Origin of the sequence: Dyella sp., assembly GCF_035277725.1 — a bacterium.
Classification (GTDB): Bacteria; Pseudomonadota; Gammaproteobacteria; order Xanthomonadales; family Rhodanobacteraceae; genus Dyella_B.
The window spans coordinates 1-14,685 of record NZ_DATEJY010000147.1 but is presented as its reverse complement, the minus strand read 5'-3'; the positions used below and the strand labels follow the sequence as shown (position 1 = coordinate 14,685).

The window sequence follows — 14,685 nt, the reverse complement described above, 5'->3', positions numbered from 1 at the left end:
CCTGAGCACCCAGGGTGCCGAGAAGGGCGCAACGCTTTACCTTACGGTGTATGGTCCGCGCGGAAAGCTGGATTTCATCAGCACGGGTCGACTCCCTGTTCGCGACAATCAGCAGCAGGTGCACCGTGCAATTGAACTGGCTGTGCCCAGCATCGCCACCCGCCTGTTATATGGCCTCGCCATTTCTGGCCAGGGTACGGCCAGCGCGGAGCACCTGCGGTTGTTGCCGGGCGATACGGTCAAGGAAGTGCCGCGCCGGCGAAAGCAGGGGCCCAGTGTCTTGGGCGAAATGCAAGTCGCTGGGTCCCGGCTTCGCCGGGACGACGATCCATCAAGCGTAACGGCGAATGGAACGATTTTTCCCCGGACAGCAGTGCGCTTTCGCGGGAATGACGGCCTTGTGTAGGCGGGGATGAAAATCCCAGCATCGGAGGTCCACGCAAGCTGGGATTTCATCCCAGCCTACTTGGCATCCTCACTCACTCCGCCTCATGCCGAATGCCCGTCATGCTCGACAACACCCCATCCCTGCGAATCAAGCCGTGATACAACGCCGCACCGAGATGCGCGAGAAAGGTCAAAAACAACAACGCTGCCAGCCACGCATGCGCATATCTCAACACCGCAAACGCCGCGGCATTGGCCGGAAAAATCGGCGGCAAGCGCAATGAAGGGCTGAGCATCACCGGGTAACCGCCTGCCGAAAGCATGGCCCAGCCCACCAAGGGCATCGCGATCATCAACGCGTACAACAGATAATGCGAGGCATACGCGGCCAACTTCTGCACGGCTGGCAGATCGGCAGGCAAGGGCGGTGGCGGATTGCGCAGCCGTACGATCAGTCGAATGACCGCAAGCACCAGGATCGCGATGCCGAGCGGTTTGTGGATCGCCAACAACCATGCGTGCCGTTCGGATACCGAAGCCACTAGGCCAACGCCGATAAACAACATCGACACGATCATGATCGCCATCAGCCAATGCAGCACGCGGGCGGCAAATACGAACTGAGAAGGTGAGCGCGTCATTACTTGGCCTCCGGCTTGGTGGTGGCTGCGGCGGTGCCGGGTAGATGCGCTTCCTCGCTGGTGCGGCGCAGATACGACGTGGCGTAGGCAGCCGATCGCGCTGGCAGCAGCGGGTCGTCGGAAATCTCGATGCCGTGCGGCAATACGGTGGGGTCGTAGTTGATGTCACGACATTCACCGCTTTCCTGCGGTGTAGTGCTGGTAAGCACCAGCGTGCCAGCATCCACGTCGCGCCGGTCGGATGGCCACTCCTTGCTTGCATCGTTGGTGGGATCGCCGGGATTGGCGAGCGTCACCATCAGATGCCAGCGTTGTGGCCCTTGCGCCAGCCGCTGTGCGAGGTCGGCATCCAGATAATTTGCATCAGCGCCGCCGGTTGTAGCGTCGTGTGCTTCCGGCACCACGCGCCAGCGCACGGCGTGCTTTTCGCCTTTCGCATCGACGAACTCAAAAGCATTCAAGCTCCAATAGGTATTGGTTGCATAGCTGGCGGAAGGTGCGGCCGTTTTCACCCATGCGCCAAACGCAGCGGTTTCCGGATGCGCCGCAAAGAAGGCCCCGAGCTTTGCAGGGCTGGGCTTGCCGGTGGAGGGATCAGGCTGCTGTGCTTGCAACAGCTGGTAAAACGCCTGCGGTGTGGCGACCGGGAACACCGGCATGCTGTTCATGCCCGTGCGCCATTGCTGGCCGTTCGCCTGCGTAAAGCGCAAGGCCAAACTGCGGATGGGTATCGCGCTGTCCGGTGCATAAGGGTTGCCGACCGGAACCGCGAAACGCCCGATCACTGGCGTTCGACCCAGCCCGAACACCTGCGCCACCGAATACGTTTTCGCCTGGCCGTTGCTGTCGAAATAGCCGGCCACGCATACGCCCTTGGCGTGGTTGCGACGATAGCCAGGAAAAACCCCGGCATTGGCCTGCAGCTGATTCACCAGCCGCTGTGCCGTCAGTCGTTGCGGCGTAAACCAGCCGCCGACATAGCCGAAAGCCACCACAATGATGAGCAGCACGAGAGCGATAAGCCCGAAGCGTAAAACAACACCGCGACTGGAAAGAGGAGGTGGCGCATGCATGGAATCGTGTCCTGGCTGATAAGAGATCGTGGATAACGGAAGGGTGTGATCGATCCTTCCACTCGCGTCGGGTACCTTCGCCGATGAAATGCCATGGGTTACATGTTTTTTGGTATGCGCGCTCTCCCCACAGGCAGCTAGTGCTTGTTTGCAGGTACGCGACACATGCGTCGCGTACATCACTATCGAACTGCCGGGCCAACAGTTTTCAGAATACCGGTTATTTCACCGGGGCCATCAAATGCTGATAGGGCGTACCTGCCCACATGACGTAGGGCGCGGATGTATCGGGATCGGCGTTCTTCGGATACCCGTCGTAAAAACTGGCATCGGCGCCCACGATCATGAAATGCGGACCGGTCTTGATCCAATGATTGGTCGGCAACGGTTTCTGCGCGTAAGGATCGGTGTTGCTGGCATCCGTACCGCCTTCGAGCATGTACATCACGCCGATCTTGCCGGCCGGGGGCGGCTTGTGCGCCATCCAGGCTTGCGCCCACTCCAGCGCGTTCTTGTCCATGCACATCGGATCGGGTCCGGGCGTGGCCGGATTGTCCGGCATGCAGGTGTAGCCGTTGGTACCTTGGCGCAGTGTGCGCATCGTGCCGTCGGCATTCATGGCAACGATGGTGGCACCCTTGGCAACGCCCGGTGGCGCTGCACGCATCGCACTGGCGATCAGTTGGGCATCAGACGGGGTATGCGTGTCGGCAGCCCATCCCGCGCTCATGGCCATGAGCAGGGCAGCGGCGACAGGGGCGGACCGGTACAGCGAGCGTGTTGCACTCATAAGGCCTCCCGCTTCGGTTGAACAGGCCATCCGGATTCCGCTGGCGAGTCTGGGCGCCTGTGAAAAGCCTGTCAATTGGCGTTGCGGCTGAGTGCGCGCCGCCAGAGTTTTTTGCCGCAGCGCAGTTGGCGCCCTCCAAACACGGCGCCCATAATGGCGGCTTTCCCTAGGCAGTCGCAGGACATTTCCCGATGAACGCCCCCACCCGTATCGATACCACCCGCACCATTCGCGCTCCGCACGGCACCGCGCTCACCTGCAAGAGCTGGCTCACCGAAGCCCCGTACCGCATGATCCAGAACAACCTGGACCCGGCCGTGGCCGAAAACCCCGCGGAACTGGTGGTCTACGGCGGCATCGGGCGCGCCGCGCGCAACTGGGAATGCTTCGACGCCATCCTGCGCGCGCTGCGCGACCTCAACGACAACGAAACCCTGCTGGTGCAATCCGGCAAGCCGGTCGGCGTGTTTCCCACCCATCCCGATGCGCCGCGCGTGCTGATCGCCAATTCCAATCTGGTGCCGGCTTGGTCGAACTGGGAGCACTTCAACGAATTGGATAAGAAGGGCCTGATGATGTACGGCCAGATGACGGCCGGCTCGTGGATCTACATCGGTTCGCAAGGCATCGTGCAAGGCACCTACGAAACCTTCGTGGAAATGGGTCGCCAGCATTACAACGGCAGCCTCAAGGGCAAGTGGATTCTCACTGCGGGCCTTGGCGGCATGGGCGGCGCGCAACCGTTGGCGGCATCGCTGGCCGGCGCGTGCAGCTTGAATATCGAATGCCAGCAAAGCCGCATCGATTTCCGCCTGAAGACGCGTTACGTCGACGAGCAAGCCACCGATCTGGACGACGCACTCGCCCGCATCGAGACATACACCAAGGCCGGTGAAGCCAAATCCATCGCTTTGCTCGGCAACGCCGCCGATGTACTGCCCGAACTCGTACGCCGCGGGGCCAAACCAGATGCCGTCACCGACCAGACCAGCGCGCACGATCCCATCAACGGCTACCTGCCGCAGGGCTGGACGGTGGAACAGTGGTTCGAACGCCGCAAGAGCGATCCGAACGGCACGCGCGATGCCGCCAAGAAATCCATGAAGAATCACGTGGAAGCCATGCTGGCGTTCCATGCGCAAGGCATTCCGACTTTCGACTATGGCAACAACATCCGCCAGATGGCGAAAGACGAAGGCTGCACCAACGCCTTCGATTTCCCCGGCTTCGTGCCGGCCTTCGTGCGTCCGCTGTTCTGTCGCGGCGTGGGGCCGTTCCGCTGGGTCGCATTGTCCGGCGATCCGGAAGACATCATGAAAACCGATGCCAAGGTGAAGGAGTTGATTCCCGATGATCCGCACCTGCACAACTGGCTGGACATGGCGGAGCAGCGCATCAGCTTCCAGGGCTTGCCTGCGCGCATCTGCTGGGTAGGGTTAGGGCAACGTCACAAGCTCGGCTTGGCGTTCAACGAAATGGTGCGCAAGGGTGAGCTGAAAGCGCCCATCGTGATCGGCCGCGATCACCTCGATTCGGGCTCCGTCGCCAGCCCCAACCGCGAAACCGAAGCGATGAAAGATGGCAGCGATGCCGTGTCCGACTGGCCGCTGTTGAATGCGTTGCTCAACACCGCGGGTGGCGCAACGTGGGTGAGCTTCCATCATGGCGGCGGCGTGGGCATGGGCTACAGCCAGCACAGCGGCGTGGTGATCGTGTGCGATGGCACCGAAGCGGCCGACAAGCGCATTGCGCGCGTGCTGTGGAACGATCCGGGTACCGGGGTGATGCGGCATGCGGATGCGGGTTATGACATTGCCATTCAGTGTGCGAAGGAGCAGGGTCTGAAGTTGCCGATGGTGTAGTTTTTGTACGGCATTGCCGTATAAACGGCAATGCCGTAGAGTAGTGTATGGAAGGGAGTCCACTGTGTTCGAATTTATCGAATCGCCGCTCTTTGAGCGGTGGGTATATGAGTATCTGGATGACGAAAGCTACAGCGCGTTGCAGGCGGCGTTATCACGTTGGCCGGAAGCGGGTGATCTCATTCCGGGTTCGGGAGGCTGCCGCAAGCTGCGGTGGCATACACCAGGCAAATGTAAGCGTGGTGGCATTCGAGTCATCTATTACTTGAAGTTACGTGATGGATGCATTTGGTTGTTGACGATATATGGAAAGAACATGCAGGAAAATATTCCAGGACATGTCCTCAAGGCATTGAAGGAGACTATCGTCCATGACTAAAAAAGGCGAAGCGAAGTTGGCAGCACGAGAGCGCCAGCGTGATCTTGGTAGCGAGCTGCTGCAGGCTGTGCGCGATATTAAAGCCGGTAGAACCGGGCGCATCATACGTGTTGAGGTAAGCCAGGCTACTGAGGCCCGGCTCAAGCTGGGACTTTCCCAGGCCGATTTTGCGGAGATGCTTGGCGTATCAGTGCGCACCTTGCAAGATTGGGAGCAGGGCAGGCGAGAGCCGAGTGGCGCAGCTAAGGCTCTGTTGAAAGTTACTGTTGCCGCTCCGAGAACAGTTCGCAAAGTACTTGCTGCAGCTTAGTGTGCGTTGCCCTGGTTTCAGCCAGGGCAACAAGCAAGGTCATCAGGAGGCGTTAGCTGCCTCCGCTGCTGCCTTCGTCAATGCCGCCAGCGTCGCACTGTGCACACTTTGTGCGAAATGCCCAGCTATTGAGCGTATCCAGGGCAGCATCCGCAGCTTCGGCTTGCGCTGCGCTGCACTGCACTTGGCGGAATGCGTTTCCGCTGCGGCATTTCCAGTGGCAAGTAGAGATGTCGCAATAAAAGCAAGATTACGGATGAGTATGGGTTTTGTGTCCGTGCAAGTGATGGCCGTAGTGGACTTTTGACTGACTGTTGCCTGCTACTTCACTTCCTTCCTAAGCCCAATCAATCGGAGAAAGCTTTCGTTGCAAGTGCGACATCACCACTCGCAACAAAACACCTTGCATGCTACATAAATGGACCAACTTGTCAGCCCAAGAAGCTGGAAGCGCATGCAACGATGCTATGACCCAACCTGTCCGGAGTGCCGCCCGAGCAGCGCTTCCGGAATCTCTTCCGACACCTCCCTGCGGCGTTGCGATGCACAGTTGCAACTTATCGGTCCTAATCGTGAGCCTGGCGCACATCTGGAATATATCGTGACGCTGGATGGCGGCCTTCGACATGCCGGAAGCACCGACGATCGGGGACGCACGCGGCGAATTGAGACCAGCCTCCCCGTGGCATTTCGATCTATTGCATTAGCGCCATCGCTGCGCCGCACACAGCAAGAATGTTGCGGATGGGATATCGTCCACGAGCGTGTGGATATTCCGCTACAAGCTGACAAGCTTTCCACTCGTCGCTGCGGCGCCGGTACCTCGGTGGATACCGTGAAACTACCCGCCCCGAGCAAGCGGGGACTGGCTAGTGGTGAATTAGCCATGGCCCGGACAGTGTTTGGTGATGGGCTCAATTACAAAACTATCCTTATCCACAGCCATGGATGGTGGTTGTTCATGGGCATGCAGGATAGGAATACGGCCGTGACTCCGAATGGGCAAATGTATTTTCCGAAAGACATCTATAAGCCCGATTTTTCCGAATCGGATACCTCGCGGGCGCTCTTCATGCATGAAATGACGCATGTTTGGCAGCATCAGATGGGCTATGGAGTAAAGACGCACGGGTTGACCGTGACAAGTCGTGGGCGCTCTGCTTACATGTATCAACTTACATCAGATAGCCACCTCAGCGACTTCAATATGGAGCAGCAAGGCAATATTATTTCTGATTACTACATGATTTGCGTGTATAAACATCCCTTTGCGGCTTACAACCAAAGCATGTCCTCAGATCTTTTGCAGCGTGTCATGGCACCGCTTCTCGCAAATCCCCGGGACAAGACCCTTTTGCCGCGATAGGAAGTCATCGGTACTCATGAAAATTCATGCTTTTTTGGTTGCGGCAACCGTGATCCTTTGTGCTGGCCGGGCGCACGGCATGTCTACCGCTCCTCTTCCCCTCATTATTCGGCAAATCGACCATCTCCCCGCAGCCTGCATCCCCGTAAGTGACGCCAAAAGCATGGCCTTGAAATTTACTGGCGTATGGGAAGACTCCCACGGGCAGAGTGAATTTTCTTCCCAATGGGGCATAGAGTGGGTGCCGGGTGTTAAACCGCTGGTACTTCGGCCCGGACAGTGCGTCGTCTTTGGTCAAGCAATCGATGGCTACCGGCCAGTTGGCGATATGCATCCGCTGAAAGCAGGAAGGACTTATAACTTCTCGCTAAGAGAACTGAATAAAGCCAACGATTGGTCGGGAATACGGTATTCCGGCATGTTCTGCGTACAGAAAAATACGGACGAAACGCTTTCGTACCTTCCATATGTAAGGCATGAGGATGGCACAGTGACGTATCCGGCGTGCGGAAGATATATCGGCAGTCCTCCGGCCGCTGATGGAATTGTTCCACCAGGGATGCCATAAACGCAGTCAGCTATACCGTGCAAGGAGGCATGTTGAGGTTCGCACCCCAACCTACGCAGCTTCATGGCGGGGCAAATTGTTTGTAGATCACACCGCCCTTCATCACGAACGGCACATGCTCGATCGCACTGATGTCAGCCGTCGGGTCGCCTTGCACAGCGATAATGTCGGCATCCAGCCCCGCCTTGAGCTGCCCGAACTGATCCTGCTGCCGCAGAATCTTCGCATCCACCGCCGTCGCTGCGAGCAATGCGCGTGCCGGTGACATGCCATCGCGCACCATCCATTCCAGTTCCTTGTAATTGGTGCCGTGGGTGAATACACCCACGTCGCTGCCGCAGCCGATCATGACGCCGGCCTGCATGGCGTTTTTGAAGGCGTTGGCGGCTTCTTGCATGCCAGCGTCGGGTGGCTGGCCGGGTTTCCAGTTGCGGAAGTATTCGGCGTAGGCCGCTTCGGCTTCCAGGGTGGGCAGATAGGCGACGTTGTGCTGTTTCATCAGCGCGAACACTGCCGGGGTGCCGCCGTAGCCGTGTTCGATGGTGTCGACGCCGGCGAGTACGGCGCGGCGCATGCCTTCGGCGGTGGTCGAATGCATGGAGACGGGCAGGCCCAGTGAGTGGGCGGTGTCGACGCCGGCTTTCAGTTCTTCCTCGCTGAAGGTGGGCACGGCGCCTTTGCTCTTGCCGCAGTGGTAGTCGGCGTAGATCTTGATCCAGTCGGCGCCGTGGCCGGCCTGGTCGCGCACGGCGTCGATCATGGCCGGTACGCCGGCAACCGGAATGCCGCCTTGCGGAAGATCGAGGTCGGTGCGGAAGCCTTCGGGGCCAGGACCATAGCAGTGCGCGGCGATGGTGGCGCGCGTGGCAACGAACATATGCGGCCCGGGAATCAATCCGTCATGGATGGCGCGTTGCACATCGACATCGGCATAGCCCGCACCTTCCGTACCCAGATCGCGCAAGGCGGTGAAGCCGGCCATCAAGGTGTCGTGCACGTGCTTTACCGCTTCGATGGTGCGATACGACTGCGTTTCCTTCAGCACCTGATCGTTCCACAAGGTTTCGTTGTAGGGATGCAGGAAGATGTGTGAGTGTGCGTCGATCAGGCCGGGCAGCAGGGTAGTGCCGGGTAGATCGAGGGTTTGCGTGCCGGGTGGGGTGTGCACGTCTGATATAGGTCCTACGGCGATGATCTTGTCGCCTTGCACCAGTACCACCCAGCCCGCATGGGCTTGTTCGCTGCGGGCATCGAAGACGCGGTCGGCCTTGAGCAGCCAGGCGTGATCAGCGGGTTTCGGCGGCGAAATGGTATCGGCGGATGCGCCCATGGTGCAGGCGATGAGCATGCCGCCGAGCAACGCGGCAAGGCGATGGAACCGATGCTTCGACATGGTGGCTCCCCAAGGGGTCTTATCGGTCGGATCGCGCCTTTATAGCAAGAACGCCCCGAAGGCGATAAGCAGGGCTTTTTGCACATGCGGCGCTATTTGGTAGCTGATGCCCCAAAAATAAATAGTTGATTACAAAGTGGTATTTGTATCGAACTGACCAAAGGGCTGCCTATTTAGGCAGCCCTTTGGTTTTCCTCAGCCGAATACCTTATGACTCCGATGTTGACGCCAGCGACCTCCGCAGCGCCCCACCTAAACGATAAGGTGGTGCTAGCATTTGCCGCTTGGCAGGCCAGAGGAAGGGGCTATGAGCAAAGCCGTTGAGGAAAACTATCCTGCAATTGACAGTTGGCGATGCGATACCTGTGGAAAACAGGTTTCCGTTCAAGAGGGATATGTCATTTGGAACAGCAATGGGCCTGACAGAGACTTTCGGATCATTCATAAATCGCGGTGCGATGATAAGGATCTGAGCTCATCGATGGCTTTGAGCGATCTAGTCGGAGCTGATGGAATAGCCACCCTACTAAGTTTCCTTACAGTCGGGTCATTGGCGTACGTGCCTGATGGCCTTTCCGGGGACAAGGAAATCAATTTGACTGATTTCGCTGACTTGTTCCGCCGGTTGCATGTGCCCAACTATGAAAGGGCTCGGCGTCATTTTGGTGATCCGCGTATACGCGACTTCGTCGGCGGATGGAACGAGCGCGCAATGTATATGCCCGAAGAGCTCGCCGATATTGCAGCAGTTGGTGAGGCTAAACGAGACGATTGAGTCGCATGCCAGGATCGCCTGTGCCGCGTCCCTGTTACGCCGGTGGGTGGGGTTCCACGACTGTGACATGCAGCGTACCGTCCTCGCCAAAGGCCTCTGCCAGTTTGCCCTGGAGTTTGATCTGAGCGTCGGTGGCGTCCTTACTAAACGGAAAGTCAGTCACCTGCATTTTGATTGGGCGAGCACCTGACAAAATTTCGCTAAGCAAGCGTCGCATGTTTTGAATCTGAGTCTCTTGCTCGCCGTGAGCGATCGGGGAATAGGCACCCTTTTTGAGCTGGACGCGATCAAACGAATAACCCACGTCGTTGGCCATGGCGCCAAGAATGTTCGTGAACAGCTCATCGCCGCGCGGAATCCACGTAGCGTCATCTGCCTTGGTGCTCAGGTGATCTAGATATTCGTGCCATGCATCGGTCACAGCGATTTCGGTTTTTGTTGCACGGTGCTTTCCAAAGTCACGTCGGCCATAGAACGCGAGGTCGATCATGTTCAACGCCTGCACATGATCGGGTGACAGCCTGGCGCGGCGCGTGGCCATGAGTTGCTGGAACACCCATAACTTGCGGCGGTTGCGTTCTTGGGAGCGCTCGATCGCCTTTTGCGCCTGCACGGCGAAGATTGGGCCAAATAACGTCGCCACCACTGTGGCGGTTGGCCAGAGCCAGTCACTCATAGTTTCCCCCTGAGCTCCTTGTATGGGTACCCCACTATACGCGCGGCGCTTGGCTGACAAGAATTGCCAGTGACCCCCGGGCGCTCTGCAAATGGCGGTTGGACTGGCGGAATGGTTCAACAATACGGGCGTCTTGGCCAAGCATTTTTCTACGAGCCTCACATTGAGATTGTTTTGGGTTAAATGAGCCCGACCCGTATACCGGACGAAGCAGAGCGAAGTTGACGGAGCTAAAGAATCTAAGAAAAATTCCTAAACATGATGTTATTGAATCGTCAACAGCCACCCTCACATCTCGCTGAGACGGATATCACGTTTTAGCGAACCGGCGGACCCGCCGCCGACATTCGCGTTGTCGAGTTGCTGTGCCAGACCTTCACCCTCCGGGGCGCAGGCGGTGCCATCCCTCGCGTGGTTTCCCTCCCGGCATGGATGCCCATCACACCATGGATTACTAGGCCGGCGTGCCAATTTGGGTTAACTCACACAATAGGGTATTCACGTGACAGCAAAAATCGAATTCTTTCCCGTGGGCAAAGGTGACATGACGTTGATGACGCTTGAGAGCGGCAGGAAAATCCTGATTGATGTCAACATCCGCACGGCGGCAGACGACGAGAACGACGACGAAACGATCGATGTGGCGGCACTCCTTCGCGAGCGCTTGGATCGAGATGCGGATGGGCGTCTTTACGTGGATGCCTTCCTGCTTTCTCACCCGGATGAAGACCATTGTCGCGGACTCACCACGCATTTCCACTTGGGGGCGCCGGGAAATTGGTCCAAGAAGGACGACAAAATTCTGATTCGCGAGATGTGGTCGTCGCCGATCATCTTTCGTCGCAAAAAGGACGTGGATGGAAAGGTGTGTGCCGATGCGCAAGCGTGGTGGGACGAAGCACGGCGCCGCGTGAATCTTTATAAGAGCACTGCCTCCAAGGCATCTATTAAAGATGGCGATCACATTCAAGTGCTCGGTGAGGACAAGAACGGCAAGAGCGATGGGATCGACGATATCCTGGTGAAGACTGGCACCGAAATCACCAAAATCGGCGGCAAACTCGATGATGGCTTCAAGGGATTGCTGCTGGGACCGCGGCTTGTTAGCAAAGAAGAGGCCGAAACGCTCACTGGTAAAAATCACTCCAGCACGATCATCCGCTTTACTCTGAAGGGCGGGACAGTGATGGACGCCTGCCGTTTCTTGACCTGCGGAGATGCCGAGGTCGAAAACTGGGAGCGCGTATGGGCGCGCAATAAGAGCACGCCGGAAAACCTATCGTATGACGTGCTGCTCGTGCCCCATCATTGTTCTTGGCATGCGCTGTCATACGACAGTTGGTCAGACCTTCGCGAGAAGGCGGAGGTGTCGAAGGATGCTCGCCAGGCGCTGAGCCAGGCACGCGATGGGGCATCCTTGATTGCCAGCTGCAATGAAATCAAAGACGACAAGAACGACCCGCCTTGTATTGGCGCGAAACGCGAATATGAAGCCATTGCGGCTTCGGTAAAGGGCACGTTTCTGTGCACGGATGAGGAATGCGATGACGAGGTCCTGCTCATCAGCATCGATGGTAAAGGACCGCGTCGTGGCGATCGTGGAGGGATTGAAAAAGCCACCTTCGGTGGTGGCTCTTCGGGCACACGCATGACCGACAAACAGGGCGGTGGTCGGTATGCCTAAGTCGCTTCTCGATTCGGGAAGCGAGTTTGATGTATGTAGAGCGCGATTGGGGCAGTGGCTTCGAGGCGTGACCGCGAAGCCACGCACTCTGTTGAGTCCTGAGCTTGGTGCGTATACCAAGCATGTATTCAAGGCAGGATGGGCCATCTCGCTTGTGCATGATGGAGAAACGTATCGATTTGATGTCCTTGTGGACGGCCGGTTCCCGTATTCGGCGATTCGTGTCGCACTGACATCCAAGGATATGTTTCTCAAATGGCCACATGTTGAGCCACGCGGACTGCTTTGCCTGCCTCTTGCATCTTCACCCATAGTCGATGTGTCGGAGGCGGCAGACGCAGCGCTCGCCTCGGCGCTTCAGCTCATTGATCAATGTCGGCAGGCCAACTTCGTCCAAAGCGAACTACGTCGAGAGTTTTTGTCCTATTGGGACCACGCCACTCATGACAACGAAAAGCCTGTCTATTCCTTGCTAAATCCTTCGAATCATTCTGCTCGATCGATCGCTGTTTGGTTTGGGCAGCAGTTTGCGTTAGTGGGCGAAGATGCCGTCCAGGTACGGACGTGGCTTTCCCATCGTGGTCGCACGGAACCTTCGACGATTGTGGCAGGCGTCTTTGGGCACCTCGGCGAGGCGCCTGTTCCACCTTTTCCGGATCGTCCGACCGAACTGTTCGAGCTCTTAGCGGACCAATCGCCGGAGACGCTTCGGGTCCTCGATAAGTGTCCATGCAAGCGCGACGTCATTGTCGTACTCGGCGCCACATCGCCGAGCGGTGATGGACTCATGGCTGTACGGATAACGTCTCCCAACACGCATGGCTTTCGGAAGTCGCAGTGCAACCGACCGTCCATCAAGATGACGCTGTGGCGAACCCGAAGTGAAGTGAGACGCGCCGAAATTGCTCGCTTTGACGCGGCTTGGGTGCATGGACGAGGTTTAAATCAAGCGCTGCCGAAGCTGCAAGCGGCGAAGGTGCTGCTTCTCGGTTGCGGGTCGTTAGGTTCGCAGGTAGCAGTTCGGCTGGCACAGTCAGGCGTGGGACATTTGACTCTCGTTGATCCCGATAAGCTGTCCCCTGCCAACGTCGGGCGGCACGCACTGGGCGTCGCGGAAACTGGCCAGAATAAAGCCGTCGCACTCGCGACAGAACTTCGTCATCGTTTTTCCCACATGCATGCGGTGGAAGGACACGGCGTGCCGTGGCAACAGTTCTATCACAAGCATCCCGATCTATTTGAAGCTTTCGATCTGATTGTTGCGTGCATTGGCGAATGGTCAGCTGAGGGGCCGCTCGCTGAATGGCAACGTCGTGAAGGTGGAGAGCGACCTGTGGTCTACGGTTGGCTCGATGAACGCGGCACGGCGGCTCATGCGTTGGTGCTAACTGGAAACGTACCTGGACTGAGTTGCGTGCTAGGTTCGGATGGCAACCTTCGTGTGCCGGAAACGATCTGGCAGAACAGAGGAGCAATCCAGTCGGAACCGGCGTGTGGCACGTTGTTTCAGCCCTACGGACCTATTGACATGGCGCTAGCCGAGACACTGGTGTCTAAACTCTGTTTAGATGTGCTCATCGGGTCAGTCAGCGCACCAAGACACAGGATATATGCCACCTCGACAGAACAGCTAACTGCCGCTGGCGGCAAGTGGTCGGACGAACACCTCAAGCACCGTCCAGCTGGCTTCGAAGGAGCCTTTGAGTACGACCGCCCCATCGACGCATGCCAGCAATGCGACGCCTGCAAGGAAACGGCATGACAACCCCCGCGCTCCGCTTTCGTATCCCTGGTCATGACTTTGTTCTGGAATTGGCGCCACACGTGCTGGTGCATTTGGAAGCACACAAACAGCTCAAGTGGACCTCGCGGGAAGCGGGCGGACAGCTATTTGCGGACCTCAACGACCCTACTGTCATCCGGGTCATCGATGTCACAGGGCCACGGCCCACCGATCGTCGCTCGGTTTTTGGATACGAACCGGATCGGGACGCCGAGCGATTCGAAATCAGCGAGCGTTATGCACAGGATCTGCATTTCATTGGCGATTGGCATACCCATCGGCAACGTATCCCGATACCATCCCGCCGCGATGAGTGGAGTATGCGCGACATGGTACGTCAGAGCGCACATAGCCTCCTCGGCTTCTTCATGGTGATCGTGGGGCAAACCGATTTTCCGTGGGGGCTCCACGTCTCGCTGCATCGTAAGGATGGCGCAGATAGGCTGATCGCCATCCAACTCGACGAAAGCACTCAATCCTCGCGTGGACACTGATAACAGGTCTGCGACACTTGGAGTTCTGGATATGATGACCTTGATTATTGTTTACTTGCTAATCTGGATCATAGTAGCGACTGCAGAACTCGTCGCATCATTCCTTCACCTATTACCGGCTGCCATCGAGCCGATCCGCATTGCCGTGGGATGCTGCGCCGTCGCCGCAATTGGTGGAAGTCTTTACTGCATCCGCGCGGTCTACCTCAACAAGTGTGTGCATAAGCGCTGGGACGCCGAATGGCACGTTTGGTATTTCCTGCGCCCAATTGCGAGCTGCATATGTGGAGGCGCAAGCTTTTTATTCTTGAAGGCAGGGCTCCTAATTCTTGAGTCGAATACCCAGAGCAATGCTAGGGCGTGTTAACACTACCATCTGAGCCCATCGACGATGAGCGCAAAATGGATGAAGCCAAGAAACACGACATCCAGCTTGTCGAACCGGGAAAAGATGCGTCGAAAGCCTTTCAAGCGTCGGAACAATCGCTCCACCTCGTTACGACG

The 14,685-nt window shown here is 57.6% G+C and carries 15 protein-coding genes and 1 pseudogene; 10 read left to right on the top strand and 6 right to left on the bottom strand.

From position 1 onward, the window contains the following. A partial coding sequence (locus tag VJR68_RS13465; RefSeq protein WP_414647788.1) for a hypothetical protein occupies positions 1-406 on the top strand: 406 nt, incomplete at its 5' end. Positions 407-479: 73 nt separating this feature from the next. Here the strand turns inward: VJR68_RS13465 and VJR68_RS13460 are convergent. From VJR68_RS13460 to VJR68_RS13450, 3 genes are all read right to left on the bottom strand, one after another. Then, entirely contained in the window at positions 480-1,028 is a 549-nt protein-coding gene (locus tag VJR68_RS13460) for a cytochrome b (protein WP_324148402.1), read from the bottom strand. Then, on the bottom strand, positions 1,028-2,038 hold the full coding sequence (locus tag VJR68_RS13455) for a catalase family peroxidase (protein WP_324148400.1): 1,011 nt from the start codon (positions 2,036-2,038) through the stop codon (positions 1,028-1,030). The genes VJR68_RS13460 and VJR68_RS13455 overlap by 1 nt, the downstream gene beginning before the upstream one ends. Positions 2,039-2,321: 283 nt before the next feature. After that, positions 2,322-2,891: a hypothetical protein gene (locus tag VJR68_RS13450; protein WP_324148399.1), complete on the bottom strand. Its 570-nt coding sequence runs from the start codon at positions 2,889-2,891 to the stop codon at positions 2,322-2,324. 191 nt (positions 2,892-3,082) lie between these two features. Here VJR68_RS13450 and hutU point away from each other — a divergent pair, with 191 nt between their 5' ends. The 5 genes from hutU (at position 3,083) to VJR68_RS13425 (ending at position 7,376) form a co-directional block, all read left to right on the top strand. Beyond that, a complete protein-coding gene (gene hutU / locus VJR68_RS13445; RefSeq protein ID WP_324148398.1) occupies positions 3,083-4,753 on the top strand; it encodes a urocanate hydratase in 1,671 nt (556 codons plus the stop codon). Between the two features lie 64 nt (positions 4,754-4,817). Continuing rightward, positions 4,818-5,132 (top strand): transcriptional regulator, encoded by a 315-nt coding sequence (locus tag VJR68_RS13440; RefSeq protein WP_324148396.1) that lies wholly within the window; start codon positions 4,818-4,820, stop codon positions 5,130-5,132. Beyond that, the gene (locus tag VJR68_RS13435) at positions 5,125-5,442 is read left to right on the top strand and encodes a helix-turn-helix domain-containing protein (RefSeq protein ID WP_324148395.1); all 318 of its coding nucleotides are present in this window, start codon (positions 5,125-5,127) and stop codon (positions 5,440-5,442) included. Before VJR68_RS13440 ends, VJR68_RS13435 begins: the two co-directional genes overlap by 8 nt. Positions 5,443-5,860: 418 nt before the next feature. Then, entirely contained in the window at positions 5,861-6,808 is a 948-nt protein-coding gene (locus tag VJR68_RS13430; protein WP_324148393.1) for a hypothetical protein, read from the top strand. Positions 6,809-6,824: 16 nt separating this feature from the next. Then, positions 6,825-7,376 carry a hypothetical protein gene (locus VJR68_RS13425; protein WP_324148391.1) on the top strand — a complete coding sequence of 184 codons (552 nt, stop codon included), beginning with the start codon at positions 6,825-6,827 and terminating at the stop codon, positions 7,374-7,376. A 61-nt stretch (positions 7,377-7,437) separates the two neighbouring features. Here the strand turns inward: VJR68_RS13425 and VJR68_RS13420 are convergent, their stop codons facing one another. Further along, positions 7,438-8,769: a metal-dependent hydrolase family protein gene (locus VJR68_RS13420; RefSeq protein ID WP_324148390.1), complete on the bottom strand. Its 1,332-nt coding sequence runs from the start codon at positions 8,767-8,769 to the stop codon at positions 7,438-7,440. A 307-nt stretch (positions 8,770-9,076) separates the two neighbouring features. On the opposite strand from VJR68_RS13420, the gene VJR68_RS13415 reads away from it, so the two are divergent. Next, on the top strand, positions 9,077-9,544 hold the full coding sequence (locus tag VJR68_RS13415; RefSeq protein WP_324148388.1) for a hypothetical protein: 468 nt from the start codon (positions 9,077-9,079) through the stop codon (positions 9,542-9,544). Positions 9,545-9,578: 34 nt separating this feature from the next. On the opposite strand, the gene VJR68_RS13410 is transcribed toward VJR68_RS13415, so the two are convergent. Then, positions 9,579-10,220: a DUF6680 family protein gene (locus tag VJR68_RS13410; RefSeq protein ID WP_324148386.1), complete on the bottom strand. Its 642-nt coding sequence runs from the start codon at positions 10,218-10,220 to the stop codon at positions 9,579-9,581. A gap of 502 nt (positions 10,221-10,722) precedes the next feature. On the opposite strand from VJR68_RS13410, the gene VJR68_RS13405 reads away from it, so the two are divergent. The 3 genes from VJR68_RS13405 (at position 10,723) to VJR68_RS13395 (ending at position 14,181) form a co-directional block, all read left to right on the top strand. Further along, positions 10,723-11,904, top strand: a complete 1,182-nt coding sequence (locus VJR68_RS13405; protein WP_324148384.1) for a metallohydrolase — start codon at positions 10,723-10,725, stop codon at positions 11,902-11,904. Positions 11,905-11,971: 67 nt separating this feature from the next. Beyond that, entirely contained in the window at positions 11,972-13,666 is a 1,695-nt protein-coding gene (locus tag VJR68_RS13400; RefSeq protein WP_324148382.1) for a ThiF family adenylyltransferase, read from the top strand. Then, a complete protein-coding gene (locus VJR68_RS13395; protein ID WP_324148380.1) occupies positions 13,663-14,181 on the top strand; it encodes a Mov34/MPN/PAD-1 family protein in 519 nt (172 codons plus the stop codon). Before VJR68_RS13400 ends, VJR68_RS13395 begins: the two co-directional genes overlap by 4 nt. Positions 14,182-14,550: 369 nt before the next feature. Here VJR68_RS13395 and VJR68_RS13390 read toward each other — a convergent pair. Continuing rightward, a pseudogene (locus VJR68_RS13390) lies at positions 14,551-14,685 on the bottom strand (IS5/IS1182 family transposase); the annotation flags it as partial.